The sequence below is a fragment of the Streptococcus moroccensis genome (assembly GCF_030812835.1).
GTDB lineage: Bacteria > Bacillota > Bacilli > Lactobacillales > Streptococcaceae > Streptococcus > Streptococcus moroccensis.
On record NZ_JAUSTM010000007.1, the window covers coordinates 75,402 to 100,815 of the forward strand.

Below are 25,414 nucleotides of genomic sequence, written 5' to 3' on the forward strand. Positions count from 1 at the left end.
AAATTAGGGCATCTCTCTGCTAATTTTTGCTGTAAAATGAAAAAATAGGCTATAATAACGATGCCATTGAAGGAGTTTTATTAAACCAATATGCTTTGGTTGGAGATGGTTACTATTTAGAAGGTGAGATTGATAAAGATCAATTTGGTCAACAAGAATGGCTTGATACCCACCCTGACTATGACCGATACGATTTTATTTCTGAAAGGGACTCTCCTTCTTATTTCAATCTTCTACAAACAGGATTGCGTGGATTCGAGCATCCAAGTTTTGGTGGATGGGGAGGACGCTTCACCGAAATAAACCCTAAAACTTATACTACTGAAAAAGCAATTGATTATAATCCAAAGGAAAAACGTTTTGAGCAAGAATACAATCTTTACCGATGGATTAAGGATATACAGTCAGACTTTGCAGCGCGTGCGAAATGGTGTGTGGCAGCTACCTTTGAAGAAGCCAGTCACTATCCAGAGATTGACACTGAAATGGAAAGCATGTCAGCTAAACCTGGAGAAGAAGTCACTCTTAAGGTGAGTGCCTCAGATCCTAATGGTTTTGCTTTAACGTATAACTGGTGGTGTTATCATGAAGCTTCTACCTATTGGGACTTTAGCCATATAGCGTTAACCTCTAGATCATGGAAACTTGGAAATAGAGAAGTCATTGATTCCTGGCATTCTGAGCAAATGGAGAACAATTGGAGTTTACCACTAACTAACTCTGATACGAAAGCTGTATCATTCGTGATCCCTGAAGATGCGAAAACAGGAGACACCATACATATGATCGCGGAAGTTAGCAATCAAACAGAACTACCTCTCAAAAGTTATAGGCGTATCATTGTGACGGTAGCGTAGATTCTGAAAAGATGACGCTCACACCGAATTTAAAAACCTAGGTGATTCTATGAACCTAGGTTTTTTTGATGTAATGACAACATATACCAGAAGGTGAAAAGTAGCGGTCGATAAGAGGTTTAATGAAAGAAGCAGATTTTTTAAGAAATAGTTATAGCATAGTTGAAATGATTATATTGAAGGTTCCCCCTTACTTAATCGGTACTTAGCAGGTGTCATTCCATAGTGTTCTTTGAAGAGTTTATAATATTGATTCAAGTTTGAAAACCCTGAATCAATAGCGATATCTTGAATAGATGCTGAGGAATGGAGTAAAGGAATAAGGCTGACTTCGAGCTTTTTGGATTGGAGTAATTGTTTAAACGTTAATCCGGTTGTTTGCTTGACAAGTTGGCTAAAATAACTGCTATTATAACCAAAATGTTTTGCACAGTCAGATAGTGTTGCTGTCAAATAGTGATGGTCAATGAAATTTAGAATATCTAACGTTAGTTGTTGTTTTTCACTATCTTTATTAATACCATTTGCTTCTACAGAAAAGGATGTGATTAATTCTAGGAGAATTAATTGAAGAAAATGACTTTGGATTTGAACATAATATTGGGTTGGAAAATAGGTTTCGTGCAGTAATTGTTGAAATAAAAGATGGAGATTTTGAGTATCCTCACCCCAAAAAATAAGATATTGGTTATGATGGCGACTTTGGGAGATAGCCTGAAAAAGGAATTGAGATAGAATTGAAGAGTCTTTAGAAAGATTTGAGAAATGTTGTTTAAAGAAGTCTTGAGTAACATTGATGCTGATAATAATATCATCTATACCTACAGCTTCAGCTTCGTGGCTGGCATTTGTATCAATGATAATTAGGTCTCCTTGTTTGAGAGTAATGGTTCTACCGTTAATTTTCTGATGCCCAGTTCCTTTGTAGACATAATTAATTTCGATGACATCTGTGACGTGTTCTGGAACAGGTACAAATCGACTTTGTTTTCGTATAAAGAAAGGAATTATTTTATCTTTGGGAAATTGCTTGTATGAAAAATGATATACTGATCTATTTTGAATAGTTGTTGTTGGATGCTTGTAATAATCAGGGACATCATTTTCAAGATATCGTTTCTCGCTATCAGTTAATGCAAACAAATATTTTTCTAAACGCTTAAAATCCATCGTTACTCCTAAAGAATTGATAGTGTATTTCTAATGATTTGTTAGTTCTATTTTATCATGGACGCGTTATAATTCAAGGTGTATTCACTATTAAATTTTTTAGTTTATTAAACAAAATAATGATAGGAGAAGCTATGAAATTTTTTGAGAGAAAAATCGGTCAAAACGGCGCCTATGCTAAATACTATTTTCAAGAAGCCAATGAAGAGATAGATCGTGAACGTCTTTTCCCGACGATTGTTATATGCCCGGGAGGTGCTTATTTATGGACATCTTTTCGAGAAGATGAAGCGGTAGCGCTCAGATTTTTAGCAGAAGGTTTTCATGTTGTTGTAGTTCATTATGCGACAGAAGGACTTGAGAGATTCAATGTTAATAAAGTTGAAGAGCTTCCTGAAAATCCGGTTTCAGTATTTCCTAATCCGTTAATTGAACTAGCGCTAGCAGTTATTTACTTAAGAGAAAATGCTGAAGAATTCTCAATTAATACTAATCAAATTATTGTTTCAGGATATTCAGCAGGGGGGAATCTTGCGGCTCAATTAGGAACTTTGTGGCACGAAGAATGGTTGGAAGAAAAAGTGGGAAAACCCAAAGAATTGTATAGACCTACTCATTTGCTTTTGGCTTATGCCGCTTTAGATTTTACACCAAAACGCAAGTTGGATTTTGGAGAGATAGATTCTATCACTTATGCTACAACCGGGAGTGTAACTCCGAACCAAGAGTTGATAGATGCGATGAACCCCATATTGCATGTGACCACAATGACTCCGCCAGCATTTATTTGGCATACGAGAGAAGATAAACTAGTTCCCGCAGAGAACGCCTTAAGATTTGCTTTGCAATTAGATTACCATCAAATCCCTTATGAATTACATCTATTTGATAAGGGAAAACATGGGTTAGTCCTAGGCGATTTGCGAACTGGGGTTAAGTCAAGTAATGAAGATGCTCAGGTGTACAAATGGGTAGATTTGTTTTTAGAGTGGATTTATCCAAATAAAACAATTCGAGGAGGCTTTTACAAAGGGAGGTAGAAGATATGTTTAAAGTTAGTAACAATAAGCGTGTATTTACAAAAAATGGGAAAGAAACTTTTTATTTAGCAGATACATGTTGGAGTGCTTTTACAAATATCTCAGAAGAGGATTGGGAATATTACTTGAATTACCGTAAAGAGCAAGGATTTAATGTCATACAAGTAAATATGCTTTGGCAATGGGATTCTAGTAGCTCACGTTTAGGTATTCTACCATTTAGTCAAAAGGAGAATGGTTATTTTGATTATTCTCAGCCTAATGAGGACTATTTTGAAAGAGCAGAACGAATGATAGGTATGGCTTATGAGAAAGGAATAACAGTTGCTCTTGTTTTACTTTGGGCAAACTATATTCCAGATACATGGGCTAGTCAGATGAATATCAGGCAAGTTGGTTTGTTTCCTAAAGAACTCATTGAAGATTATGTAACGACTATCGTTTCTCGATATGATAGATATGAGCCCCTCTACATTATTAGTGGAGATACTGATTTTCAAACGCAAGAAGTAATTGAAGAATACTACGGTAAGGCACTGGAAAAGGTTAAAGAGTTATCGCCAAACTCTTTAACAGCAATGCATATTAGAGGTCGTTATAAAGAGATTCCTGCTTACTTTTTAAAGGAACCTTCTGTTGATTTTTATATGTATCAGTCTGGGCATAACCAACAATTTCAAGAAACTGCTTATAGCTTAGCGGATTATTTTTACCATAAAGAACCGACTAAGCCAGTTATTAATTCGGAACCTTGTTATGAAATGATGGGCTATAGTCGTCGGGAATATGGACGTTTTAATCGACAGGATGTGAGAAAAGTTGCGTGGCAAAGCATTTTAGCAGGGGCGAATGCAGGAATCACTTACGGAGCTCATGGCATTTGGAGTTGGCATGATGAGAATCTCTATTTTGATTCGTCAATAGGTGAAGCCTTTGAAACGCCATATGATTGGCGAGAGGCATTAAAGTTTGAAGGAGCCTCTGACTATGGCTTTATTAGGCAATTTTTTGAGACGGAACAATTGTTTGGTATAGAACCAGCGCAACATCTATTGCTGAACGGGAAGTCCACTGGTATGCTGGAGTCTAGTGAGTCACGAAAGACTGTAGCAACTGAAATCCGAATAGCAGAAAATGAGAGATTGATTTTAGTCTACGTACCTTCAAATATCCAGATAAAACTTTCTGGAGATTATAGTCAACGGGATGCATACTTTATTGATTTAGAAAATAACAGGCGGTCGGGAGCAACGTGTGAGTTTAACCTAGAAAAGAATCAAACAACCTTTAAAATGTCACGATTTGTTCATGACACACTGTTGGTTATTCTAAAACAGTCCTAAAAAACTGATATGTTTTTTCTAAAACATAGGTAGTTACAATTTAATAGAAAACGATTACAATTTAAATATCATAAAAAAGGGGAAGGCTTATGACAAACGAAACATTAGCTCAAAACATTTTAGACCTCGTTGGGGGGCAGAGAATGTAACGCGTGCGACGCATTGCGCAACGCGTTTACGTCTTGTTCTTGTTGACGAGAGCAAGGTTCAGAAAGAGGCGATTGACAGCCTAGAAAAAGTCAATGGAAGTGTTTTTGCGGGTGGTCAATATCAAGTTATTATTGGTTTAACTGTTCCTACAGTTCATGAAGAATTTCTAAAAGCAATGGGTGCTCCGATTACAGACGAGGAAGCTCCGACCGAAAAAGAACAAGGGAATCTTTTTAATCGATTCTTTAAGAGTATTGTAGGAATTATGACCCCTACATTTGGAATTATGGGTGCTGCAGGGATTTTAAAAGGTTTATTGGCTCTTGCAGTTGCTATGAAACTCCTGCAACCAACGGATGGTGCTTATCAAATCTGGTATGCTGTAGCACAGAGCTTCTTTTATTTTTTACCTATTTGGGTTGGGTTTAATGCAAGTAAAGTATTTGGTGGAAGTCAATTTATAGGGGCCGTTTTAGGAGCTTCTCTTGTGTTCCCGGATATCATTGCATTACAAACTGCTGGTGAGAGTATCTCATTCTTTGGGATTCCAGTTGTTCTTGTTAATTATACTCAGTCACTATTTCCTGCAATGGTTGCAGCCTTTGTAGCTGCTAAAATTGAGAAGTTTCTAGCACAGAGAATTCACGAAACAATTAGTTGGATGTTCACACCGTTGATTACTTTGGTAGTTACAGCACCACTAGCTTTCTTAGTTTTAGGTCCTGTGATGACCCAGTTATCAAACGGTTTAGCAGCAATTGTTATGGCCATCTATAATTTTAGTCCAATTCTCTTCGGAATTATTGGGGGAGCCTTCTGGCAAGTAGTTGTTATTTTTGGTTTACACTATGCTTTTATTCCAGTACTCATCAATAACATTACAAATCTTGGACAAGATCCGATTAATGCAGTCTTCCAAGTTACAGTATTTGCGCTAGCTGGAGCTGCTATTGGATTTGCATTGAAAACCAAAAATGCTAAAAATAAATCAATGGGTTATTCAGTTGGTATTACAGGGCTGATTGGTATCACTGAACCGATTATTTATAGTGTAGCTCTTCCGTATCGTCGCCAATTTGTCTATGCCTTTATTTCTGGAGGACTGGCTGGAGCAATTCAAGCCTTTGCTAATGCTAAAATCTATGGTTTCGGGAATGGTGGTTTGATGGCATTTCCTCTATTCATTGATCCACAAACAAATAGTTTGCATAGAATGTATTCCTTTATAATTGCAGCAGCAGTAGCATTCTTTGTTCCAATTATTTTGAACTTTGTTTTGGGAACCGGTGAAGAAAAGAAAATAAAAGCATAAAATGAAATAGGCTTGGCTTCTTAGTCGAGTCTATTCTTTATCTGGAGGTTTACAATGACAAACGTTACTAATCATTTTTATCCTTTTTTTTGGCAACATGGGGAGAGTGAGGTAGTTTTACGAGATTATGTTTCTAAAATTTATCAATCTGGAATGCGAGGAGTTTGTATAGAGTCACGTCCACACCCTGATTTTGTTGGCGACAAGTGGTGGCGAGACCTTGAAATTATTCTTGAAGAATGTCAAAAGCGAGAAATTAAGGCATGGATTTTAGATGATTCGCATTTTCCTACAGGCTATGCTAATGGGAAAATAAAAGAGCACTATCCTCAATATCGCAAACAATATTTAACGTATAGGAGATTTGATCTTGTTGGGCCATTTGAAGGTGCGCGGATAGATGCGAGTCAATTAAAAGGGCGACCATGGGAAATAGGACAAACAGATATAATTGAGGTAATTGGAACTTACCTAGTTGGACGACCTCATAACCGCACTGAAGAAGGGGATCCTGTCGATATATGCCAGTTGTATGATATTAGTAGCCGGTATAAGGACGATACAATATTTTTAGATATTCCAAAGGGAGACTGGTCGGTATTTGTAATTTTTTCAACTTATGAAGGTGGTGAAGAAAGCACAAAGGATTACCTTAATCCCCTAGTATCGGATGCAACTCAGGTTTTGGTAGACGAAGTTTATGAGAGGCATTATCAAAAGTTAAGTCAGTATTTTGGGAGGACAATAACAGCCTTTTTCTCAGATGAACCCCGTTTTGGAAACATTAAGGGAACACAAGCACGAATTGGAACAGAGCAAGTGTTACCTTGGCGATCAGGTTTGGAGAAAGAATTGACTTTCGAACCGAGTCATTTAATACTCTTATGGACTTCCTCAAAAGACGGTTCGGAGAAAGAAATCCGTGTGAAATACATGGATTTAATAACTAAGCTATATCATCAAAATTTTACGAAAGTCTTAGCAGAATGGTGCTCTAGCCATGGAGTTGATTATGTCGGCCATAATATAGAGGACAATGGTGCCCATAGTCGATTGGGGTATGGCGCTGGGCATTTTTTTAGAGGGCAGGAAGCACAACATTTTTCAGGGATTGATGTGATAGGTGGACAAATTGTTCCAGGAATGCCATATCATCATGATGCTTATCAGACAGGGGGCAGTGATGGTCAGTTTTACCATTATGCGCTGGCTAAATTAGGAGTGTCTGCAGCTCACCTGTCTCCTCATAAGCAAGGACGCGCTATGTGTGAAGCCTTTGGAGCATACGGTTGGAATGAAGGGCTTAAAACGATGAAATGGATAACAGATCATTTGATGGTTAGAGGGATCAATTATATCGTTCCCCACGCTTTTTCTCCAAAAACTTTTCCAGACTTTGATTGCCCGCCACATTTTTATGCTCATGGACACAATCCTCAGTATCGATACATGCATCATTTAACAACGTATGCCAATCGCATTATGAGCTACTTAAGTGAAGGGAAACATATCGCTTCTGTTGCGGTATTATACCCAGCTGAATTGGAGTGGGGTGGACAAGCGATGTCAGTTGAGCTTGTGACACGAGAGTTAACGGAACATCAGCTAGATATGGACATTGTTAGCTTAGATCATATAGAGTTTGGCAGTTGTGAAGATGGAAAACTTGCTATCAATGAAGAAAATTTTAAGGCATTGGTGGTTCCGGAGGCGGAATATTATTCAGAACGTGTGGTTGCTACTTTGAATCGGTTACTTGATAATGGTGTCAAAGTGTTACTGATTAATAAAAAGCCTAAAACCGCTATAAAACTAAAAAGTGGATATGAAGTGGTGGATCTTTCTCAATTAACGAATACCTTGGCAAACATGACAGATATCATCTTAGAAACTGCTTTTCCAGATTTAGTTTATTACCATTATCAAAAAAGCGAAAAAGATTATTATTTGTTCTTTAATGAAAGTTTATCAGAAATAGTAAATTCGAAGGTATATTTTTCAAATATAGAAGGTAATCCAGTAGCTTACGATGCTTATCTTGACAAATATAGTTCAGTCATAGATCATCGGCTAATCCTAAAACCGTATGAAACCATTATGTGGGTTTTTGGGGAGGATGGCAGAGGTATCGATATCGACGTACCGCGTAATAACTTTGAAATGTTGCTACCATTAAAAGGTAAATGGGAGGTGTCTCTATCAAGTGCAATAGAATACCCTGTTTTTAACACATTAACAAATTTACCAGAACTGACGTTCATAAATGAATTATCAGGATATGAGCGATATGTTGGGACAGTAGCCTATGAGAGTCAATTCGAAGTAGAAGAGGCCTCTAAAATAATAGGTTTGGTTTTGGAACGAGCATACGAAATAGTAGAAGTATTTATTAACGGTAAGTCAACTGGTGTTCGCATTGCACCACCATATGTCTTTGATGTGGCACCTTTTTTAAAAACAGGACGAAATACTATCCGAATTGAGGTGACGAATACTTTAGGAACTCAATTTCGAGGTGGTTTAAACCAGTACCTAACAGTGGAGCCGTTTGGGCTTAAGGGCCAGATAAAATTGATTGCTGAAATATAATCAGTTCATACACTTAATCACTATCATAGACAAATACAAAAGCAAAGAAACTTGATGATTCAAGTTTCTTTTTGTTATAATAGCCCTATGGAAAAAACAGATATTGTTTACGGCGTGCATGCCGTAATGGAGAGTTTACAGGCCAATACAGGCAATAAGCTCTATGTGCAAGATGACTTGCGTGGCAAGAATGTGGATAAGGTCAAGGCTTTAGCAGCAGAGAAAAAAGTATCCATTTCTTGGACGCCTAAAAAGACCCTGTCAGAAATGACAGAGGGAGCTGTCCACCAAGGGTTTGTCCTGCGTGTGGCGGAGTACGCTTATGCCGAGTTGGACACGATTTTAGCAAAGGTCGCAACTGAGGAAAATCCCTTGGTTCTTATTCTAGATGGTCTCAATGACCCTCATAATTTTGGTTCGATTTTGCGGACAGCAGATGCGACCAATGTTTCAGGTGTCATCATTCCCAAGCATCGTGCGGTCGGAGTGACACCAGTGGTGGCAAAGACCTCGACAGGTGCTGTGGAGCATATGCCGATTGCCCGAGTGACCAATCTCTCCCAGACTCTAGACAAGTTCAAGGAAGCGGGTTTTTGGATTTTTGGGACAGATATGGACGGGACCCCATCGACCAAGTGGAACACAGCAGGCAAGGTGGCCTTGATTATTGGCAATGAAGGCAAGGGAATTTCGGCTAATATTAAAAAGCAGGTAGATGAGATGATTACCATCCCGATGAGTGGGCATGTGCAGAGCCTTAACGCCAGTGTAGCAGCTGCCGTTCTCATGTATGAAGTATACCGCAATCGTCAGTAAGGAGTTTTATGATATTTCAAATTTTAACAGATTCAACAGCGGATTTAGCAACCCAATGGTTGACAGAGCATCAGGTTGATGTGCTTGGTTTGACCGTGCAATTAGATGGGGTTCATTACGAGACAGTGGGGCCAGACCAGCTTACGAGCCCTGTTTTGCTGGAAAAGATGGCGGCTGGTAGTCAGCCGACAACCAGTCAAATCAATGTTGGTCAATTTGAAGCTTATTTTACCGAAAAAGCCCAATCAGGAATTGCTGTTCTTTATGTTGCCTTCTCATCAGCGCTTTCTGGGACCTATCAGTCCGCTGTTATGGCACGTGACATGGTTTTGGACGATTATCCTGGGGCAACAATTACCATTGTGGACACCTTAGCGGCCTCAGCGGGTGAAGGGTATTTGGTTATGGAGGCAGCTCGTCTGCGAGACGCTGGCTTATCCCTAGAAGAGACCTGTGACAAAATCGCAGACCTGGCTTCTCGCCTCAAGACTCATTTCTTGGTGGATGATCTTAATCACCTGATGAGGGGTGGTCGGATCTCCAAGGCTTCTGCTTTTATAGGAGGTTTGGTCAACATCAAACCCATTATTTCGATTCAAAGAGACGGTAAGCTGGAGTCGGTAGCTAAGGTTCGTGGACGCAAAAAAGCAATGACAGAATTTATCCAGTTGGCTCTTCAGGATATCGCTGAACCAGTTGCCATCGTTGCTTATGCGGACGATATTGAAACGGCAGAATCGATAAAAGAAAGACTGCTCACGGAACCTTCTATAGAGGAAGTCCACCTGTTCCCGCTGGGGCCCATCATTGCGGCCCATGTTGGACCTGGGACCCAAGCAATCTTTACGATTGGGAAACAAATGCGATAGTAGTTAACATCTTCGGCCTATCAGTCGAAGGTGTCTTTTTCTTCTATTATAAATGAAGTAGTATCTGAAAAGCGATTTCTGCAAGCTATCCATCATATAGAAGAGAGACGGTTTAGCAGAAAGATCATATCAGTTCAGTCACTTTAATAAGGGAATCATTAAAGAAATAAACAACCTTCATTAAAGAAATAAACAACCTTCATTAAAAAAATAAAAAAAACATCAAATAGCTTGCAATCTCCCAATAGATTTGTTATCATACTATGGTGCTGTAAAAATTACAGCTTTAGCTTTGACGCGAGAGGTTGCGACACGCTTGGTTGCATTGCCACGCAATCCGTGTTGGTTTTCTCGAAGAGCTAGCCTATTATCTTAAATAGACGAAAAAAGGAGAACAAGATGGCAAACAAAAAAATCCGCATTCGCTTGAAAGCATACGAACACCGTACGCTTGATACAGCTGCTGCAAAAATCGTAGAAACTGCTTCTCGTACTGGAGCTCAAATTGCTGGTCCTGTACCACTTCCAACTGAGCGTAGTCTCTATACCATTATTCGTGCGACTCACAAATACAAAGACTCTCGCGAACAATTTGAAATGCGTACACACAAACGCTTGATCGATATCATTGAGCCAACTCAAAAAACGGTTGATGCTTTGATGAAACTTGACTTGCCAAGTGGTGTTAACGTCGAAATCAAACTTTAATTTGATTGCCTGAGCATAAAAAACGCTCGTTAAAAACTTTTTAAGTAAAAATAAGAAAAGGAAATATTTTCTCATGACAAAAGGAATCTTAGGGAAAAAAGTGGGAATGACTCAAGTCTTCACTGAATCAGGTGAATTCATCCCTGTAACTGTCATCGAAGCAACTCCTAACGTAGTGCTTCAAGTGAAAACCGTTGAAACAGATGGCTACGCTGCTGTTCAAGTTGGTTTTGATGACAAACGTGATATCTTGAGCAACAAACCTGCCAAAGGCCATGCTGCTAAAGCAAATACGGCTCCTAAGCGCTTCATTCGTGAATTCAAAAACATTGAAGGCTTAGAAGTTGGTGCAGAAATCACTGTAGATACATTCGAAGCTGGTGATGTTGTTGACGTCACAGGTACAACTAAAGGTAAAGGTTTCCAAGGGGTTATCAAGCGCCATGGTCAATCACGCGGTCCAATGGCTCACGGTTCTCGTTACCACCGTCGTCCAGGGTCAATGGGTCCTGTCGCACCTAACCGTGTTTTCAAAGGCAAAAAACTTGCTGGACGCATGGGTGGGAATCGCGTGACGATTCAAAACCTTGAAATTGTTCAAGTTGTTCCAGAAAAGAACGTTATCCTTATCAAAGGTAACGTACCTGGTGCTAAGAAATCTCTTATCATCATCAAATCAGCAGTCAAAGCTGCTAAATAATAAGGAAAGGGGAATCAGTCAACATGGCAAAAGTAAAATTGTTTGATCAAGCTGGTAAAGAAGCTGGCGAAGTAACATTGAACGACGCGATCTTTGGTATCGAGCCAAATGAATCAGTAGTATTTGATGTTATCATCAGCCAACGTGCTAGCCTTCGCCAAGGTACTCATGCGGTTAAAAACCGTTCAGCTGTATCAGGTGGCGGACGCAAACCATGGCGCCAAAAAGGTACAGGTCGTGCCCGTCAAGGTTCTATCCGCTCTCCACAATGGCGTGGTGGTGGTGTTGTCTTCGGACCAACTCCACGGTCATACGGCTACAAACTTCCACAAAAAGTTCGTCGCCTAGCATTGAAATCAGTTTATTCAGAAAAAGTTGCTGAAAACAAATTTGTAGCTGTTGAATCTCTTTCATTTGCAGCTCCAAAAACTGCTGAGTTTGCGAAAGTACTTGCAGCGCTTAGCCTTGATACAAAAGTTTTGGTTATCCTTGAAGAAGGGAACGAATTCGCAGCGTTGTCAGCTCGTAACCTTCCAAATGTTAAGGTAACAACTGCAGCTACTGCAAGCGTTCTTGACATCACAAGCGCGGACAAACTTCTTGTAACAAAAGCAGCTATCTCTACTATTGAGGAGGTTCTTGCATAATGAATTTGTACGACGTAATTAAAAAGCCTATCATCACAGAAAAGTCTATGACTGAGCTGGAAGCTGGCAAATATGTGTTCGAAGTTGACACACGTGCACACAAGCTTTTGATCAAGCAAGCTGTTGAAGCTGCATTTGAAGGCGTAAAAGTTGCTAACGTCAACACAGTTACAGTTAAACCAAAACAAAAACGCGTTGGTCGTTATGTTGGTTACACTAACAAAGTTAAGAAAGCAATCATCACTTTGACAGAAGACTCAAAAGCTATTGAGTTGTTCGCAGTTGAAGCTGAATAATCTAAGGAGGAATTCACGTGGGTATTAAAGTTTATAAACCAACGACAAATGGCCGTCGTAACATGACTTCTTTGGATTTTGCTGAAATTACAACAAATACACCAGAGAAAAGCTTGCTTGTTTCTTTAAAGAAAACAGCAGGTCGTAACAACAACGGTCGTATCACAGTTCGTCACCATGGTGGTGGACACAAACGTCATTACCGTATCATCGACTTCAAACGTAACAAAGACAACGTTGAAGCGATTGTTAAAACAATCGAATACGATCCAAACCGTACTGCAAACATCGCTCTTGTGCACTATACAGACGGTGTGAAAGCTTACATCATTGCACCAAAAGGTCTTGAAGTAGGTCAACGCATTGTTTCTGGTCCAGAAGCTGATATCAAAGTCGGTAACGCCCTTCCGCTTGCTAACATTCCGGTTGGTACAGTGGTACACAACATTGAGTTGAAACCAGGTCGCGGTGCTGAATTGGTACGTGCGGCAGGTGCATCTGCTCAAGTATTGGGTCAAGAAGGCAAATACGTCCTCGTACGTTTGCAATCTGGCGAAGTTCGTATGATCTTGGGAACTTGTCGTGCAACTATCGGTACTGTAGGTAACGAACAACACGGACTTGTTAACCTTGGTAAAGCAGGTCGTAGCCGTTGGAAAGGTATCCGTCCAACAGTTCGCGGTTCTGTAATGAACCCTAATGATCACCCGCACGGTGGTGGTGAAGGTAAAGCACCAGTTGGTCGTAAAGCGCCATCTACACCATGGGGCAAACCAGCACTTGGTCTTAAAACACGTAATAAGAAAGCTAAATCAGACAAACTTATCGTTCGTCGTCGTAACCAAAAATAATCTTTGGTTAGTTAGCTAATGATCACACATCCGCCAGCTCGGTAGTCGACTTTGGTCGACAGGCCGTTGTGGTACATAATTTAAAGGAGAAAACTACATAATGGGACGTAGTCTTAAAAAAGGACCTTTCGTCGATGAGCATTTGATGAAAAAAGTTGAAGCTCAAGCGAATGACGAAAAGAAAAAAGTAATCAAAACTTGGTCACGTCGTTCAACGATTTTTCCAAGCTTTATCGGTTATACAATCGCAGTTTATGATGGTCGTAAACATGTTCCTGTATACATTCAGGAAGACATGGTAGGTCACAAACTTGGTGAATTTGCACCAACACGTACTTACAAAGGTCATGCTGCTGACGACAAGAAAACTAGACGTAAATAATAGAAGGAGAACACAATGGCAGAAATTACTTCAGCTAAAGCAATGGCTCGTACAGTGCGTGTTTCACCTCGTAAAACACGTCTTGTGCTTGACACTATTCGTGGCAAAAACGTTGCAGACGCAATTGCCATCTTGACATTCACTCCAAACAAAGCTGCTGGCATCATCTTGTCAGTGTTGAATTCAGCTATTGCAAACGCTGAAAACAACTTCGGTTTGGAAAAAGCTAACTTGGTGGTTAGCGAAGCTTTTGCAAACGAAGGACCAACGATGAAACGTTTCCGTCCACGTGCGAAAGGTTCAGCTTCACCAATCAATAAACGTACATCTCACATCACTGTAGTTGTATCTGAAGTAAACTAGGAGGTAAAAACGTGGGTCAAAAAGTACATCCAATCGGTATGCGTGTCGGTATTATCCGTGACTGGGATGCCAAATGGTACGCTGAAAAAGAATACGCGGATTACCTCCATGAGGATCTTGCAATCCGTAACTTTATTCAAAAAGAATTAGCTGACGCTTCTGTTTCAACTATTGAAATTGAACGTGCTGTTAACAAAGTTATCGTTTCACTTCACACTGCTAAACCAGGTATGGTTATCGGTAAATCAGGTGCAAACGTTGATGCACTTCGTGCACAATTAAACAAATTGACAGGTAAACAAGTTCACATCAACATCATCGAAATCAAACACCCTGATCTTGATGCACACCTTGTTGGTGAAGGAATTGCTCGTCAATTAGAGCAACGTGTGGCTTTCCGCCGTGCTCAAAAACAAGCTATCCAACGTACAATGCGTGCGGGTGCTAAGGGGATCAAAACTCAAGTATCTGGTCGTTTGAATGGTGCTGACATCGCCCGTTCAGAAGGATACTCTGAAGGAACTGTTCCACTTCATACACTTCGCGCAGATATTGATTACGCTTGGGAAGAAGCAGACACAACTTACGGTAAACTTGGTGTTAAAGTCTGGATCTACCGTGGTGAAGTCTTGCCGGCTCGTAAAAACCAAGGAGGTAAATAACAGATGTTAGTACCTAAACGTGTAAAACACCGTCGCGAATTCCGTGGAAAAATGCGCGGTGAGGCTAAAGGCGGTAAACAAGTTGACTTCGGTGAATACGGTCTCCAAGCTGCAACTAGCTCATGGATTACAAACCGCCAAATCGAAGCTGCTCGTATTGCGATGACGCGTTACATGAAACGTGGTGGTAAAGTCTGGATTAAGATTTTCCCTCACAAATCATATACAGCTAAAGCTATCGGGGTTCGTATGGGTTCTGGTAAAGGTGCTCCTGAAGGTTGGGTAGCTCCAGTAAAACGTGGCAAAGTCATGTTCGAAGTTGCTGGTGTATCTGAAGAAGTAGCACGTGAAGCTTTGCGTCTTGCTAGCCACAAGTTGCCAGTTAAATGTAAATTCGTTAAACGCGAAGCAGAATAAGGAGAAGACATGAAACTTCAAGAAATTAAAGATTTTGTTAAAGAACTTCGTGGCCTTTCTCAAGAAGAACTTGCTAAAAAAGAAACAGAACTCAAAAAAGAATTGTTTGAATTACGTTTCCAAGCTGCTGCAGGTCAACTTGAGCAAACTGCTCGCCTTGACGAAGTTAAAAAGCAAATTGCCCGTGTCAAAACGGTTCAATCTGAGATCAAATAATAGACTAGGGAAGGAGAATTTTCAATGGAACGCAATAAACGTAAAGTCCTTGTGGGACGTGTTGTGTCTGATAAAATGGACAAAACAATCACTGTTGTAGTTGAAACGAAACGTAATCACCCAGTCTATGGTAAACGTATTAACTACTCTAAAAAATACAAAGCACATGATGAAAACAACGTTGCCAAAGAAGGCGATATCGTTCGTATCATGGAAACTCGTCCACTCTCAGCTACAAAACGCTTCCGTCTTGTAGAAGTTGTGGAAGAAGCAGTTATCATCTAATTAACCAGAAAGGAGAAAACTTAAATGATTCAAACAGAAACCCGTTTGAAAGTCGCTGACAACAGCGGTGCCCGCGAAATCTTGACCATCAAAGTTTTGGGTGGTTCAGGACGTAAATTCGCTAACATCGGTGATGTCATCGTGGCATCCGTAAAACAAGCAACTCCTGGTGGTGCGGTTAAAAAAGGTGACGTTGTAAAGGCTGTTATCGTTCGTACCAAGACAGGTGCTCGTCGTCCAGATGGTTCATACATCAAGTTTGACGACAATGCTGCTGTTATTATCCGTGATGACAAAACACCTCGCGGAACTCGTATTTTTGGCCCAGTTGCACGTGAGCTCCGTGAAGGTGGCTACATGAGAATTGTGTCTTTGGCACCAGAAGTACTTTAATCGTAAACAAACTTAGTCCCCTAGGTTATCCTAGGGTGCCCATTAAGGGCGTAAGAAATACATAGGAGAAAACCATGTTTGTAAAAAAAGGCGACAAAGTTCGCGTGATTGCAGGTAAGGACAAGGGAACTGAAGCTACAGTTCTTGTTGCATTACCAAAAGTAAACAAAGTTATCGTTGAAGGCGTAGCCATCGTTAAAAAACACCAAAAACCAAACAACGAGTTCCCTCAAGGGGCTATCGTTGAAAAAGAAGCACCGATCCATGTATCTAACGTACAAGTTTTGGACAAAAATGGTGTTGCTGGACGTGTAGGCTACAAATTTGTAGACGGTAAAAAAGTTCGCTACAATAAAAAATCAGGCGAATTGCTTGACTAATCACGAAGGAAAGGAGAAGTATAATGGCTAATCGTTTAAAAGAAAAGTATCTTACAGAAGTTGTTCCTTCATTAGTTGAACAATTTAATTATAGCTCAGTTATGGCAGTGCCTAAAGTCGATAAAATTGTTATCAACATGGGTGTTGGCGATGCTGTATCAAACGCGAAAAACCTTGAAAAGGCTGCTGAAGAATTAGCGTTGATCTCAGGTCAAAAACCATTGATCACAAAAGCTAAGAAATCAATCGCCGGCTTCCGTCTTCGTGAGGGTGTTGCTATCGGTGCAAAAGTTACCCTACGTGGCGAACGCATGTATGAGTTCTTGGATAAATTGGTATCAGTTTCTCTTCCACGTGTCCGTGACTTCCACGGTGTACCAACGAAATCATTTGATGGACGTGGTAACTACACACTTGGTGTTAAAGAACAATTGATCTTCCCAGAAATCAACTTCGATGATGTTGATAAAACACGTGGTATGGATATTGTTATCGTTACAACGGCTAACACTGACGAAGAATCACGTGCATTGCTTACAGGCTTAGGGATGCCTTTTGCAAAATAATAGGGAGGTAAAAAATGGCTAAGAAATCAATGATCGCTAAGAACAAACGCCCTGCGAAGTTCTCGACACAAGCTTACACTCGCTGTGAAAAATGTGGACGTCCACATTCAGTATACCGCAAGTTTAAACTTTGCCGTGTTTGCTTCCGTGAATTGGCATACAAAGGTCAAATCCCAGGCGTTACCAAAGCTTCTTGGTAAAAACATGATACATACGTATCACAACTGCTCGTAAGAGCTCATTAACTAGCAAGTGAAGATTTCAAACTACTAGTAAGAGGAGAAATAAAAAATGGTTATGACTGACCCAATTGCAGACTTTTTAACACGTATTCGTAATGCTAACCAAGCAAAACACGAAGTACTTGAAGTGCCTGCATCAAACATCAAAAAAGGGATTGCTGAAATCCTTAAGCGTGAAGGTTTTGTGAAAAATGTTGAAATCATCGAAGATGACAAACAAGGCATCATCCGTGTCTTCTTGAAGTACGGAGCTAATGGTGAAAAAGTTATCACAAACTTGAAGCGCGTATCTAAACCAGGTCTTCGTGTTTACTCAAAACGCGACGATATTCCTAAAGTTCTTAACGGACTTGGTATTGCCATCATTTCAACATCAGAAGGTCTTTTGACAGACAAAGAAGCTCGTCAAAAGAACGTTGGTGGTGAAGTGTTAGCATACGTTTGGTAATATAAGATACTAAGGGCTTTAAATTTCCGTATGAAAGATAGGAGATTGACGCAGAAGTTCTAGGACTTTAAGGAAATCTATCTTTTTCATCAGGATTTTAGACCGTGTTCAATTCAACAAGTTTGTTGAATAAGTACTATCTTAATATCAAACACCCCGTGAAAACTGGTCGAATGACCTGACAATTTAACAGGAGAAAATTAAAATATGTCACGTATTGGTAATAAAGTAATTACTTTACCTGCTGGCGTTGAGGTTACTCAAGCTGATGGCGTAGTTACTGTAAAAGGACCTAAAGGAGAGTTGTCACGTGCGCTCTCTACAGATATTGAAATTCGTATTGACGGAACAGAAGTTACACTTCACCGTCCAAACGATTCAAAAGAAATGAAAACTATTCACGGTACAACCCGTGCCCTTCTCAACAACATGGTTGTTGGTGTTTCTGAAGGCTACAAAAAAGAGCTTGAAATGAAGGGTGTCGGTTACCGTGCGCAATTGCAAGGGAATAAATTAGTTCTTGCAGTTGGTAAATCTCATCCAGATGAAGTTGAAGCACCAGAAGGAATTACTTTTGAGTTGCCTAACCCAACAACGATCCACGTCAGTGGTATCAATAAAGAAGTTGTTGGTCAAACTGCTGCCTTCATCCGTAGCTTACGTTCACCAGAGCCATATAAAGGTAAAGGTATTCGTTACGTTGGTGAGTACGTTCGTCTTAAAGAAGGTAAAACTGGTAAGTAACATTAAGTTCTTGTTAGAGGGTTTTCTTCTAACAGCTTAAGACTTCTAAAGACTACAAATATTAAGAGGAGAAATATAGTGATTTCTAAACCAGATAAAAATAAAATCCGCCAAAAACGCCACCGTCGCGTTCGCGGTAAAATCTCTGGAACAGCTGAACGCCCACGTTTGAACATTTTCCGTTCTAATACAGGCATCTACGCTCAAGTGATTGATGACGTAGCGGGTGTCACACTCGCTAGCGCTTCAACTCTTGATAAAGCAGTTTCAAAAGGAACTAAAACAGAACAAGCCGAAGTTGTCGGCAAACTCGTTGCAGAACGTGCAGTTGCTAAAGGTATTACTGAAGTTGTCTTTGACCGCGGTGGATATCTCTATCACGGACGTGTGAAAGCTTTGGCTGATGCAGCCCGTGAAAACGGATTGAAATTCTAATAGGGAGGACACTAAAAAATGGCATTTAAAGACAACAATGCAGTTGAACTTGAAGAACGCTTGGTTGGTATCAACCGTGTTACAAAAGTTGTTAAAGGTGGACGTCGTCTTCGCTTTGCAGCCCTTGTCGTAGTTGGTGACCGTAATGGTCGCGTCGGATTTGGTACTGGTAAAGCTCAAGAAGTTCCAGAAGCAATCCGTAAAGCAGTAGAAGCTGCTAAAAAGAACATGATCGAAGTACCTATGGTTGGTACAACAATTCCACACGAAGTTTACTCTGAATTTGGAGGCGCTCGTGTCTTGTTGAAACCAGCTGCAGAAGGTTCTGGGGTAGCTGCTGGTGGTGCGGTTCGTGCCGTAGTCGAATTAGCAGGTGTTGCAGATATCACTTCTAAATCACTTGGATCAAACACACCGATCAATATCGTTCGTGCAACTGTTGAAGGGTTGAAACAACTCAAACGCGCTGAAGATGTTGCTGCACTTCGTGGCATCTCAGTTTCTGATTTAGCTTAAGAAAGGAGATTAAAATGGCTCAAATTAAAATTACTTTGACTAAGTCTCCAATCGGACGCAAACCGAACCAACGTAAAACAGTTGTTGCGCTTGGACTTGGTAAATTAAACTCTTCAGTTATCAAAGAAGATAACCCAGCTATCTTGGGTATGGTTAATACTATTTCTCACTTGGTAACAGTTGAAGAAGTTAACTAATTAAACTGTTAATTTAAGTCGCTTGGGCAACCACGCGACTTAAATACCATTATCGTATAGGCGAGTTTTAGTATGAGCTTAACCTTAACTGATACTAAGGCGCTAGCATTTTACAAAAAATAGGAGAAAAATATAATGAAACTTCATGAATTACAACCTGCAGAAGGCTCACGTAAAGTTCGCAACCGTGTAGGTCGTGGAACATCATCTGGTAACGGTAAAACATCTGGTCGTGGTCAAAAAGGTCAAAAAGCGCGTAGTGGAGGCGGTGTACGTCTTGGTTTTGAAGGTGGACAAACACCACTCTTCCGTCGTTTGCCAAAACGTGGTTTCACTAACATCAATGCTAAAGAATACGCTATCGTTAATCTTGATCAGTTGAACGCTTTTGAAGATGGTGCTGAAGTTACACCAGTTGCTTTGGTTGAAGCTGGTATTGTTAAAGCTGAAAAATCAGGGATTAAAATCCTTGGCAACGGCGAATTAACTAAAAAATTGACTGTTAAAGCAGCTAAGTTTTCAAAAACTGCTGAAGAAGCAATCACAGCTAAAGGTGGCTCGATCGAGATCATCTAAAGGGGTGGCCCGATATGTTTTTTAAACTTTTAATAGAAGCACTAAAAGTCAAGCAAGTACGATCCAAAATATTATTTACTATTTTTATTGTTTTGGTTTTCCGAGTAGGGACGCACATTACTGTGCCAGGGGTGAACGCTGCTGCACTGGGTGCTCTCAGTGAACTCTCGTTCTTGAATATGCTGAGCTTGGTATCGGGAAACGCCATGCAAAACTTCTCAGTTTTTGCCTTAGGTGTTAGTCCGTATATCACAGCTTCGATCGTTGTTCAGCTCCTGCAAATGGACCTCTATCCAAAATTTGTGGAATGGGGTAAGCAAGGTGAGGTTGGCCGACGCAAATTAAACCAAGCAACTCGCTGGATCTCACTTGTTCTAGCTTTTGTACAATCTATTGCTGTAACAGGTGGTCTTGAATCATTGGCCAGCGCTCAGTTGGTTCCGAATCCAACTTGGCAGACCTATCTTATTATCGGTACGATTATGACGGCTGGTAGCATGATTGTCGTCTGGTTGGGAGAACAAATTTCTGATAAAGGTTATGGAAACGGTGTTTCCATGATTATCTTCTCAGGGATTGTCTCTTCCTTGCCAAATATGATGTACTCCATTTATGAGGATAGATTTGTCAATATTTCCAGTGATCGATTGACATCGTCAATTATCTTTGTTGTTATATTTATTTTAGCTGTGTTTGCCATCGTTATGTTTACGACATTTGTGCAACAAGCAGAATATAAAATTCCAATTCAGTACACCAAGTTAGCTCAAGGAGCTCCTTCAAGTTCTTATTTACCACTAAAAGTAAATCCTGCAGGAGTTATTCCAGTTATCTTTGCGAGTTCAATCACCGCAGTGCCAAGTGCTATCATTCAGTTCTTCAGTGCTCGAAATGAAAATATAACCTGGTTATCCAAGTTGGGCGATTTGTTTGTAACAACAAAACCAGTAGGAATGCTAGTGTACCTTTTCTTGATCATTGTGTTTACTTTCTTTTACACATTCGTTCAAGTCAATCCGGAACGGACTGCTGAAAATTTACAAAAGAGTGCTGCTTACATCCATGGCGTTCGTCCTGGACGTGAGACAGAAGCCTATCTGTCTAAATTGTTGAAACACTTATCTTTAGTAGGCGCCTTGTTCTTAGGCTTTGTAGCTATCATTCCAATTTTAGCACAAAATGCCTTTGGTCTTTCAAATGCTGTAGCTCTTGGTGGTACAAGTCTTTTGATCATCATTTCGACAGCAATCGAAGGAATCAAACAGTTAGAAGGATACTTGTTGAAACGTAAGTATACTGGCTTTATGAATGACTAAATAAAATAGAATAAGAGTATGAGGAGAAAAACCTCATCCTCTTCTATTTTGTTTTTTAATAAGTTTGTCACTATTGGCAGATTTATTGAAAAACAAAATAAGGAGTCGTTATGAATCTTTTAATTATGGGGTTACCAGGTGCAGGTAAGGGAACTCAAGCAGCCAAAATTGTTGAACAATTCAATATTGCACACATCTCAACTGGTGATATGTTCCGCGCAGCAATTGGCAATGAAACAGGACTAGGTCTTTTAGCTAAATCATTTATGGATGCAGGAAATTTAGTGCCTGATGATGTCACAAATGGCATTGTTAAAGAGCGATTAGCTCAAGAAGATATCAAAACCAAAGGCTTCCTCTTGGATGGATATCCAAGAACGATAGACCAAGCACATGCTTTGGATCAAAATCTAGCTGATTTGGGGATTGCACTAGATGGTGTTATTAATATTTCTATTGATCCTGCTAAACTACAAGAACGGTTGAGCGGTCGTATTATTCATAAAGTCACAGGTGAAACCTTCCATAAAGTTTTCAACCCACCAGCAGAAACATACAATGAAGAAGATTATTATCAACGTGAAGATGACAAACCGGAATCAGTTGCTCGACGCTTAGAAGTCAACATCGCTCAAGGACAACCTATTATCGATCATTACCGCACTCAAAATTTAGTGCATGATATCGATGGTGACCAAGATATTGACCTTGTCTTTGCTGATATTGAAAAAGTGCTGTCAGGTCTAAAATAAGATAGTCGCTAGGCTTGCTTTTTAGCTCGAAAAGTGGTATGATAAACTAGTCTGACTTATAATTGTTACCTCTGTGCTCAGAGGACATCAAATCGAAATTTAAAGGGGGAACTTTTGCGTGGCAAAAGAAGATGTGATTGAAATTGAAGGTAAGGTAGTTGATACCATGCCCAATGCAATGTTTACTGTCGAACTTGAAAATGGCCATCAAATTTTGGCAACAGTTTCAGGTAAAATTCGTAAGAATTATATCCGTATTTTAGTCGGAGATCGTGTTACTGTTGAATTGAGTCCATACGATTTGACAAGAGGCCGTATCACATACCGCTTTAAATAGTCGAAAAAAATGGAGGGATAGGAATGAAAGTAAGACCATCGGTTAAACCGATTTGCGAATACTGCAAAGTTATTCGTCGTAATGGTCGTGTTATGGTTATTTGCCCAGCAAATCCAAAACACAAACAACGTCAAGGTTAAAATAGAAAGGAGAAAAAATGGCTCGTATTGCTGGAGTTGATATTCCAAATGACAAACGTGTAGTGATTTCATTGACTTACGTCTACGGTATCGGTCTTCAAACATCTAAGAAAATCCTTGCAGCTGCAGGCGTTTCTGAAGATATCCGTGTTAAAGACTTAACACCAGATCAAGAAGATGCAATCCGTCGTGAAGTAGATGGTATTAAAGTTGAAGGCGACCTCCGTCGTGAAGTAAACTTGAACATCAAACGTTTGATGGAAATTGGTTCATATCGTGGTATTCGTCACCGCCGTGGCTTGCCAGTTCGTGGACAAAACACTAAAAACAATGCTCGTACTCGTAAAGGTAAAGCTGTTGCGATTGCAGGTAAGAAAAAATAACATAGGAGGTAAAAAAATTGGCTAAACCAACACGTAAACGTCGTGTGAAAAAGAATATCGAGTCAGGTATTGCACACATCCACGCGACATTTAACAACACAATTGTCATGATCACTGATGTGCATGGTAACGCAATTGCTTGGTCATCAGCTGGTGCGCTTGGTTTTAAAGGTTCTCGTAAATCTACACCGTTCGCTGCCCAAATGGCTTCTGAAGCTGCTGCTAAATCAGCACAAGAACACGGTTTGAAAACAGTTGAAGTTACAGTTAAAGGTCCAGGTTCAGGTCGTGAGTCCGCTATTCGTGCGCTTGCTGCTGCTGGTCTTGAAGTAACCGCAATTCGTGATGTGACTCCTGTACCACACAATGGTGCTCGTCCTCCAAAACGTCGCCGTGTATAATTGATCATACAACTTACACAACCGATGTTGAAGAGGGAGTACTGTAAATGATTGAGTTTGAAAAACCAACTATAACAAAAATTGATGAAAATAAAGATTACGGCAAATTTGTAGTCGAACCGCTTGAACGTGGCTATGGTACAACTTTAGGAAATTCTCTTCGTAGAGTTTTGTTGGCCTCACTCCCTGGCGCTGCGATTACTTCAATTAAAATTGAAGGTGTCCTTCACGAGTTTGATACCGTTCCTGGTGTCCGTGAAGACGTTATGCAAATCATCCTAAATATTAAAGGGATTGCTGTAAAATCATATGTAACTGACGAAAAAATGATTGAACTTGATGTAGAAGGACCTGCTGTTGTGACAGCTGGAGATATTCTATCAGACAGTGATGTTGAAATCGTCAATCCCGATCATTATCTATTTACTATTGGGGAAGGTAAGAACTTTAAAGCTGTCCTGACAGTTAACAAAGGTCGTGGCTATGTCCCAGCTGAAGGTAATAAAAAAGATGATGCACCGGTCGGTACTCTGGCTGTAGATGCAATTTACACCCCAGTAACCAAAGTCAATTACCAAGTTGAACCTGCCCGTGTAGGTAGCAATGACGGTTTTGATAAATTATCGCTTGAAATCATGACAAACGGAACAATCATCCCTGAAGATGCTCTTGGTCTTTCTGCACGAATTCTTACTGAACATTTGGATCTCTTCACAGATTTGACAGAAGTTGCTAAAACAACTGATGTTATGAAAGAAGTGGAAACAAGCTCAGAAGATAAAATGCTTGACCGGACTATTGAAGAACTTGATTTATCCGTCCGTTCATATAACTGTTTAAAACGTGCAGGTATCAATACTGTCTTTGATTTAACAGAAAAAACTGAACCTGAAATGATGAAAGTTCGTAACCTAGGCCGTAAGAGTCTTGAAGAAGTGAAATTCAAATTAGCTGACTTAGGTCTTGGTTTAAAAAACGATAAATAATAGAGGAGGAAAACATGGCATACCGTAAACTTGGACGCACTAGCTCACAACGTAAAGCAATGCTTCGTGACTTAACAACTGACTTGTTGATCAATGAATCTATTGTAACGACAGAAGCTCGTGCTAAAGAAATCCGTAAAACTGTTGAAAAAATGATCACGCTTGGTAAACGTGGCGATTTACACGCTCGTCGTCAAGCTGCTGCTTTTGTACGTAATGAAATTGCTTCAGAAAACTATGATGAAGAAACAGACAAGTACACGTCTACTACTGCACTTCAAAAATTATTCTCTGAGATTGCACCTCGTTATGCAGATCGCAATGGTGGATACACTCGTATCTTAAAAACAGAACCACGTCGTGGTGACGCTGCACCAATGGCAATCATTGAATTAGTCTAAAATCATCAATTTTGTTGAGTGTTATGATGATGGCTATTTACGATAGAATAGCTTAGTCTAGCTCTGGTCTACCGCTGGCTGTGTCCAGCCAGCGGTAACACTCATCATCATTATGATAAAACGTTAACGCTTGTTTACGAAATAATTATCTAGAGATAATTATTTCGTAAGCAGGCGTTTTATCGTAATAATCATCACCAACATTTTATGTCATGTTAAAAGATAATAAAAAGCTGCATCTGCCATGATTAATATGGAAAAACAATTGAACCATAATAAAAAAATGAGAGAAAAAATCGTGTTTAGGTGTTTAATTAATATAAATATTATCAAATAAATACATATAAATCAAAAACACCGATAGATCGAGACTAAGAGCTTGTTGAAATTTCAGCATTTCCAAAACTCCAGAAGAAATCGCTAAGTAAAAAACCCCGCGTTGTAAAATGAAGTGCAACAAAAAAGACATGTTCGTCTGATATACTAGAATTCCCCAACTCAGTATAGAAAGCAGATGAACATGTCCAC

37 protein-coding genes and 1 pseudogene are annotated in these 25,414 nt (G+C 39.9%); 37 read left to right on the forward strand and 1 reads right to left on the reverse strand.

Annotation, left to right across the window (positions count from 1 at the left end):
• Positions 1-95: 95 nt before the first annotated feature.
• Complete coding sequence (locus J2S23_RS04815; RefSeq protein WP_307121622.1) at positions 96-857, forward strand: nucleoside hydrolase-like domain-containing protein; 762 nt, start codon at positions 96-98, stop codon at positions 855-857.
• Between the two features lie 171 nt (positions 858-1,028).
• Here the strand turns inward: J2S23_RS04815 and J2S23_RS04820 are convergent, their stop codons facing one another.
• Positions 1,029-2,027, reverse strand: a complete 999-nt coding sequence (locus tag J2S23_RS04820) for an AraC family transcriptional regulator (protein ID WP_307121623.1) — start codon at positions 2,025-2,027, stop codon at positions 1,029-1,031.
• 134 nt (positions 2,028-2,161) lie between these two features.
• Here J2S23_RS04820 and J2S23_RS04825 point away from each other — a divergent pair, with 134 nt between their 5' ends.
• From J2S23_RS04825 to rplQ, 36 genes and pseudogenes are all read left to right on the forward strand, one after another.
• Positions 2,162-3,067 carry an alpha/beta hydrolase gene (locus J2S23_RS04825; protein ID WP_307121624.1) on the forward strand — a complete coding sequence of 302 codons (906 nt, stop codon included), beginning with the start codon at positions 2,162-2,164 and terminating at the stop codon, positions 3,065-3,067.
• 5 nt (positions 3,068-3,072) lie between these two features.
• Complete coding sequence (locus tag J2S23_RS04830) at positions 3,073-4,410, forward strand: glycoside hydrolase family 140 protein (protein WP_307121625.1); 1,338 nt, start codon at positions 3,073-3,075, stop codon at positions 4,408-4,410.
• Positions 4,411-4,513: 103 nt separating this feature from the next.
• Positions 4,514-4,609, forward strand: a pseudogene (locus J2S23_RS11310) (PTS transporter subunit EIIB); the annotation flags it as partial.
• Between the two features lie 126 nt (positions 4,610-4,735).
• Positions 4,736-5,872 (forward strand): PTS transporter subunit EIIC, encoded by a 1,137-nt coding sequence (locus J2S23_RS04835; protein WP_307121626.1) that lies wholly within the window; start codon positions 4,736-4,738, stop codon positions 5,870-5,872.
• A gap of 54 nt (positions 5,873-5,926) precedes the next feature.
• Positions 5,927-8,461, forward strand: a complete 2,535-nt coding sequence (locus J2S23_RS04840) for a hypothetical protein (RefSeq protein WP_307121627.1) — start codon at positions 5,927-5,929, stop codon at positions 8,459-8,461.
• 87 nt (positions 8,462-8,548) lie between these two features.
• Positions 8,549-9,277, forward strand: a complete 729-nt coding sequence (rlmB, locus tag J2S23_RS04845) for a 23S rRNA (guanosine(2251)-2'-O)-methyltransferase RlmB (protein ID WP_307121628.1) — start codon at positions 8,549-8,551, stop codon at positions 9,275-9,277.
• Positions 9,278-9,285: 8 nt separating this feature from the next.
• Entirely contained in the window at positions 9,286-10,146 is an 861-nt protein-coding gene (locus J2S23_RS04850; protein WP_307121629.1) for a DegV family protein, read from the forward strand.
• Positions 10,147-10,545: 399 nt separating this feature from the next.
• Positions 10,546-10,854, forward strand: coding sequence for a 30S ribosomal protein S10 (gene rpsJ / locus J2S23_RS04855; RefSeq protein WP_307121630.1), 309 nt, complete (start codon positions 10,546-10,548; stop codon positions 10,852-10,854).
• A gap of 73 nt (positions 10,855-10,927) precedes the next feature.
• Positions 10,928-11,554 carry a 50S ribosomal protein L3 gene (gene rplC, locus J2S23_RS04860; protein WP_307121631.1) on the forward strand — a complete coding sequence of 209 codons (627 nt, stop codon included), beginning with the start codon at positions 10,928-10,930 and terminating at the stop codon, positions 11,552-11,554.
• A 23-nt stretch (positions 11,555-11,577) separates the two neighbouring features.
• Entirely contained in the window at positions 11,578-12,201 is a 624-nt protein-coding gene (rplD, locus tag J2S23_RS04865) for a 50S ribosomal protein L4 (protein ID WP_307121632.1), read from the forward strand.
• Positions 12,201-12,497, forward strand: coding sequence for a 50S ribosomal protein L23 (locus J2S23_RS04870; RefSeq protein WP_307121633.1), 297 nt, complete (start codon positions 12,201-12,203; stop codon positions 12,495-12,497). Before rplD ends, J2S23_RS04870 begins: the two co-directional genes overlap by 1 nt.
• Positions 12,498-12,514: 17 nt before the next feature.
• Positions 12,515-13,348: a 50S ribosomal protein L2 gene (gene rplB / locus J2S23_RS04875; protein WP_307121634.1), complete on the forward strand. Its 834-nt coding sequence runs from the start codon at positions 12,515-12,517 to the stop codon at positions 13,346-13,348.
• Between the two features lie 100 nt (positions 13,349-13,448).
• The gene (gene rpsS / locus J2S23_RS04880; RefSeq protein ID WP_000533766.1) at positions 13,449-13,730 is read left to right on the forward strand and encodes a 30S ribosomal protein S19; all 282 of its coding nucleotides are present in this window, start codon (positions 13,449-13,451) and stop codon (positions 13,728-13,730) included.
• Between the two features lie 15 nt (positions 13,731-13,745).
• Positions 13,746-14,093 (forward strand): 50S ribosomal protein L22, encoded by a 348-nt coding sequence (gene rplV / locus J2S23_RS04885; RefSeq protein ID WP_307121635.1) that lies wholly within the window; start codon positions 13,746-13,748, stop codon positions 14,091-14,093.
• Between the two features lie 11 nt (positions 14,094-14,104).
• Positions 14,105-14,755, forward strand: a complete 651-nt coding sequence (gene rpsC, locus J2S23_RS04890) for a 30S ribosomal protein S3 (protein ID WP_307121636.1) — start codon at positions 14,105-14,107, stop codon at positions 14,753-14,755.
• A gap of 3 nt (positions 14,756-14,758) precedes the next feature.
• Positions 14,759-15,172, forward strand: a complete 414-nt coding sequence (gene rplP, locus J2S23_RS04895) for a 50S ribosomal protein L16 (RefSeq protein WP_307121637.1) — start codon at positions 14,759-14,761, stop codon at positions 15,170-15,172.
• Positions 15,173-15,181: 9 nt separating this feature from the next.
• A complete protein-coding gene (gene rpmC, locus J2S23_RS04900) occupies positions 15,182-15,388 on the forward strand; it encodes a 50S ribosomal protein L29 (protein ID WP_307121638.1) in 207 nt (68 codons plus the stop codon).
• A gap of 24 nt (positions 15,389-15,412) precedes the next feature.
• Complete coding sequence (rpsQ, locus tag J2S23_RS04905; RefSeq protein ID WP_018374475.1) at positions 15,413-15,673, forward strand: 30S ribosomal protein S17; 261 nt, start codon at positions 15,413-15,415, stop codon at positions 15,671-15,673.
• 24 nt (positions 15,674-15,697) lie between these two features.
• Positions 15,698-16,066 (forward strand): 50S ribosomal protein L14, encoded by a 369-nt coding sequence (gene rplN, locus J2S23_RS04910; RefSeq protein ID WP_307121639.1) that lies wholly within the window; start codon positions 15,698-15,700, stop codon positions 16,064-16,066.
• Positions 16,067-16,140: 74 nt separating this feature from the next.
• A complete protein-coding gene (gene rplX, locus J2S23_RS04915) occupies positions 16,141-16,446 on the forward strand; it encodes a 50S ribosomal protein L24 (RefSeq protein WP_307121640.1) in 306 nt (101 codons plus the stop codon).
• A gap of 23 nt (positions 16,447-16,469) precedes the next feature.
• Positions 16,470-17,012 (forward strand): 50S ribosomal protein L5, encoded by a 543-nt coding sequence (gene rplE, locus J2S23_RS04920; RefSeq protein WP_307121641.1) that lies wholly within the window; start codon positions 16,470-16,472, stop codon positions 17,010-17,012.
• Between the two features lie 14 nt (positions 17,013-17,026).
• Positions 17,027-17,212: a type Z 30S ribosomal protein S14 gene (locus J2S23_RS04925; protein WP_001085697.1), complete on the forward strand. Its 186-nt coding sequence runs from the start codon at positions 17,027-17,029 to the stop codon at positions 17,210-17,212.
• Between the two features lie 91 nt (positions 17,213-17,303).
• Entirely contained in the window at positions 17,304-17,702 is a 399-nt protein-coding gene (gene rpsH, locus J2S23_RS04930; RefSeq protein WP_307121642.1) for a 30S ribosomal protein S8, read from the forward strand.
• 207 nt (positions 17,703-17,909) lie between these two features.
• Positions 17,910-18,446 carry a 50S ribosomal protein L6 gene (rplF, locus tag J2S23_RS04935; protein WP_307121643.1) on the forward strand — a complete coding sequence of 179 codons (537 nt, stop codon included), beginning with the start codon at positions 17,910-17,912 and terminating at the stop codon, positions 18,444-18,446.
• Between the two features lie 78 nt (positions 18,447-18,524).
• The gene (rplR, locus tag J2S23_RS04940; protein ID WP_307121644.1) at positions 18,525-18,881 is read left to right on the forward strand and encodes a 50S ribosomal protein L18; all 357 of its coding nucleotides are present in this window, start codon (positions 18,525-18,527) and stop codon (positions 18,879-18,881) included.
• A gap of 18 nt (positions 18,882-18,899) precedes the next feature.
• Positions 18,900-19,397, forward strand: a complete 498-nt coding sequence (rpsE, locus tag J2S23_RS04945; protein WP_307121645.1) for a 30S ribosomal protein S5 — start codon at positions 18,900-18,902, stop codon at positions 19,395-19,397.
• A 14-nt stretch (positions 19,398-19,411) separates the two neighbouring features.
• Complete coding sequence (rpmD, locus tag J2S23_RS04950; RefSeq protein WP_307121646.1) at positions 19,412-19,594, forward strand: 50S ribosomal protein L30; 183 nt, start codon at positions 19,412-19,414, stop codon at positions 19,592-19,594.
• A gap of 135 nt (positions 19,595-19,729) precedes the next feature.
• Positions 19,730-20,170 (forward strand): 50S ribosomal protein L15, encoded by a 441-nt coding sequence (gene rplO, locus J2S23_RS04955; protein WP_307121647.1) that lies wholly within the window; start codon positions 19,730-19,732, stop codon positions 20,168-20,170.
• A 14-nt stretch (positions 20,171-20,184) separates the two neighbouring features.
• Positions 20,185-21,486: a preprotein translocase subunit SecY gene (gene secY, locus J2S23_RS04960; RefSeq protein ID WP_307121648.1), complete on the forward strand. Its 1,302-nt coding sequence runs from the start codon at positions 20,185-20,187 to the stop codon at positions 21,484-21,486.
• A 110-nt stretch (positions 21,487-21,596) separates the two neighbouring features.
• Entirely contained in the window at positions 21,597-22,238 is a 642-nt protein-coding gene (locus tag J2S23_RS04965; protein WP_307121649.1) for an adenylate kinase, read from the forward strand.
• Positions 22,239-22,356: 118 nt separating this feature from the next.
• On the forward strand, positions 22,357-22,575 hold the full coding sequence (infA, locus tag J2S23_RS04970; RefSeq protein WP_018374463.1) for a translation initiation factor IF-1: 219 nt from the start codon (positions 22,357-22,359) through the stop codon (positions 22,573-22,575).
• Between the two features lie 23 nt (positions 22,576-22,598).
• On the forward strand, positions 22,599-22,715 hold the full coding sequence (rpmJ, locus tag J2S23_RS04975) for a 50S ribosomal protein L36 (protein ID WP_001808836.1): 117 nt from the start codon (positions 22,599-22,601) through the stop codon (positions 22,713-22,715).
• Positions 22,716-22,732: 17 nt separating this feature from the next.
• Entirely contained in the window at positions 22,733-23,098 is a 366-nt protein-coding gene (gene rpsM, locus J2S23_RS04980) for a 30S ribosomal protein S13 (RefSeq protein ID WP_307121650.1), read from the forward strand.
• A gap of 17 nt (positions 23,099-23,115) precedes the next feature.
• Complete coding sequence (gene rpsK, locus J2S23_RS04985) at positions 23,116-23,499, forward strand: 30S ribosomal protein S11 (protein ID WP_004195509.1); 384 nt, start codon at positions 23,116-23,118, stop codon at positions 23,497-23,499.
• Positions 23,500-23,546: 47 nt separating this feature from the next.
• A complete protein-coding gene (locus J2S23_RS04990; protein WP_307121651.1) occupies positions 23,547-24,485 on the forward strand; it encodes a DNA-directed RNA polymerase subunit alpha in 939 nt (312 codons plus the stop codon).
• Positions 24,486-24,499: 14 nt separating this feature from the next.
• The gene (gene rplQ / locus J2S23_RS04995; RefSeq protein WP_307121652.1) at positions 24,500-24,886 is read left to right on the forward strand and encodes a 50S ribosomal protein L17; all 387 of its coding nucleotides are present in this window, start codon (positions 24,500-24,502) and stop codon (positions 24,884-24,886) included.
• The last annotated feature ends 528 nt before the right edge of the window (positions 24,887-25,414 follow it).

Bases quoted from the DNA above. Each gene is read 5' to 3' on its own strand.
- rplC (WP_307121631.1), top strand. From the start codon at position 10,928: ATGACAAAAGGAATCTTAGGGAAAAAAGTGGGAATGACTCAAGTCTTC.
- J2S23_RS04925 (WP_001085697.1), top strand. From the start codon at position 17,027: ATGGCTAAGAAATCAATGATCGCTAAGAACAAACGCCCTGCGAAGTTC.
- secY (WP_307121648.1), top strand. From the start codon at position 20,185: ATGTTTTTTAAACTTTTAATAGAAGCACTAAAAGTCAAGCAAGTACGA.
- rplE (WP_307121641.1), top strand. From the start codon at position 16,470: ATGGCTAATCGTTTAAAAGAAAAGTATCTTACAGAAGTTGTTCCTTCA.
- rplO (WP_307121647.1), top strand. From the start codon at position 19,730: ATGAAACTTCATGAATTACAACCTGCAGAAGGCTCACGTAAAGTTCGC.
- J2S23_RS04835 (WP_307121626.1), top strand. From the start codon at position 4,736: ATGGGTGCTCCGATTACAGACGAGGAAGCTCCGACCGAAAAAGAACAA.
- J2S23_RS04840 (WP_307121627.1), top strand. From the start codon at position 5,927: ATGACAAACGTTACTAATCATTTTTATCCTTTTTTTTGGCAACATGGG.
- rpsS (WP_000533766.1), top strand. From the start codon at position 13,449: ATGGGACGTAGTCTTAAAAAAGGACCTTTCGTCGATGAGCATTTGATG.
- rplX (WP_307121640.1), top strand. From the start codon at position 16,141: ATGTTTGTAAAAAAAGGCGACAAAGTTCGCGTGATTGCAGGTAAGGAC.
- J2S23_RS04965 (WP_307121649.1), top strand. From the start codon at position 21,597: ATGAATCTTTTAATTATGGGGTTACCAGGTGCAGGTAAGGGAACTCAA.
- rplQ (WP_307121652.1), top strand. From the start codon at position 24,500: ATGGCATACCGTAAACTTGGACGCACTAGCTCACAACGTAAAGCAATG.
- J2S23_RS04850 (WP_307121629.1), top strand. From the start codon at position 9,286: ATGATATTTCAAATTTTAACAGATTCAACAGCGGATTTAGCAACCCAA.
- rpmJ (WP_001808836.1), top strand. From the start codon at position 22,599: ATGAAAGTAAGACCATCGGTTAAACCGATTTGCGAATACTGCAAAGTT.
- rplP (WP_307121637.1), top strand. From the start codon at position 14,759: ATGTTAGTACCTAAACGTGTAAAACACCGTCGCGAATTCCGTGGAAAA.
- rpsH (WP_307121642.1), top strand. From the start codon at position 17,304: ATGGTTATGACTGACCCAATTGCAGACTTTTTAACACGTATTCGTAAT.
- J2S23_RS04870 (WP_307121633.1), top strand. From the start codon at position 12,201: ATGAATTTGTACGACGTAATTAAAAAGCCTATCATCACAGAAAAGTCT.
- J2S23_RS04990 (WP_307121651.1), top strand. From the start codon at position 23,547: ATGATTGAGTTTGAAAAACCAACTATAACAAAAATTGATGAAAATAAA.
- rpsE (WP_307121645.1), top strand. From the start codon at position 18,900: ATGGCATTTAAAGACAACAATGCAGTTGAACTTGAAGAACGCTTGGTT.
- rplN (WP_307121639.1), top strand. From the start codon at position 15,698: ATGATTCAAACAGAAACCCGTTTGAAAGTCGCTGACAACAGCGGTGCC.
- J2S23_RS04820 (WP_307121623.1), bottom strand. From the start codon at position 2,027: ATGGATTTTAAGCGTTTAGAAAAATATTTGTTTGCATTAACTGATAGC.
- rplV (WP_307121635.1), top strand. From the start codon at position 13,746: ATGGCAGAAATTACTTCAGCTAAAGCAATGGCTCGTACAGTGCGTGTT.
- rlmB (WP_307121628.1), top strand. From the start codon at position 8,549: ATGGAAAAAACAGATATTGTTTACGGCGTGCATGCCGTAATGGAGAGT.
- rpmC (WP_307121638.1), top strand. From the start codon at position 15,182: ATGAAACTTCAAGAAATTAAAGATTTTGTTAAAGAACTTCGTGGCCTT.
- J2S23_RS04830 (WP_307121625.1), top strand. From the start codon at position 3,073: ATGTTTAAAGTTAGTAACAATAAGCGTGTATTTACAAAAAATGGGAAA.
- rplF (WP_307121643.1), top strand. From the start codon at position 17,910: ATGTCACGTATTGGTAATAAAGTAATTACTTTACCTGCTGGCGTTGAG.
- rplD (WP_307121632.1), top strand. From the start codon at position 11,578: ATGGCAAAAGTAAAATTGTTTGATCAAGCTGGTAAAGAAGCTGGCGAA.
- rpsJ (WP_307121630.1), top strand. From the start codon at position 10,546: ATGGCAAACAAAAAAATCCGCATTCGCTTGAAAGCATACGAACACCGT.
- rpmD (WP_307121646.1), top strand. From the start codon at position 19,412: ATGGCTCAAATTAAAATTACTTTGACTAAGTCTCCAATCGGACGCAAA.
- J2S23_RS04825 (WP_307121624.1), top strand. From the start codon at position 2,162: ATGAAATTTTTTGAGAGAAAAATCGGTCAAAACGGCGCCTATGCTAAA.
- rpsQ (WP_018374475.1), top strand. From the start codon at position 15,413: ATGGAACGCAATAAACGTAAAGTCCTTGTGGGACGTGTTGTGTCTGAT.
- rpsM (WP_307121650.1), top strand. From the start codon at position 22,733: ATGGCTCGTATTGCTGGAGTTGATATTCCAAATGACAAACGTGTAGTG.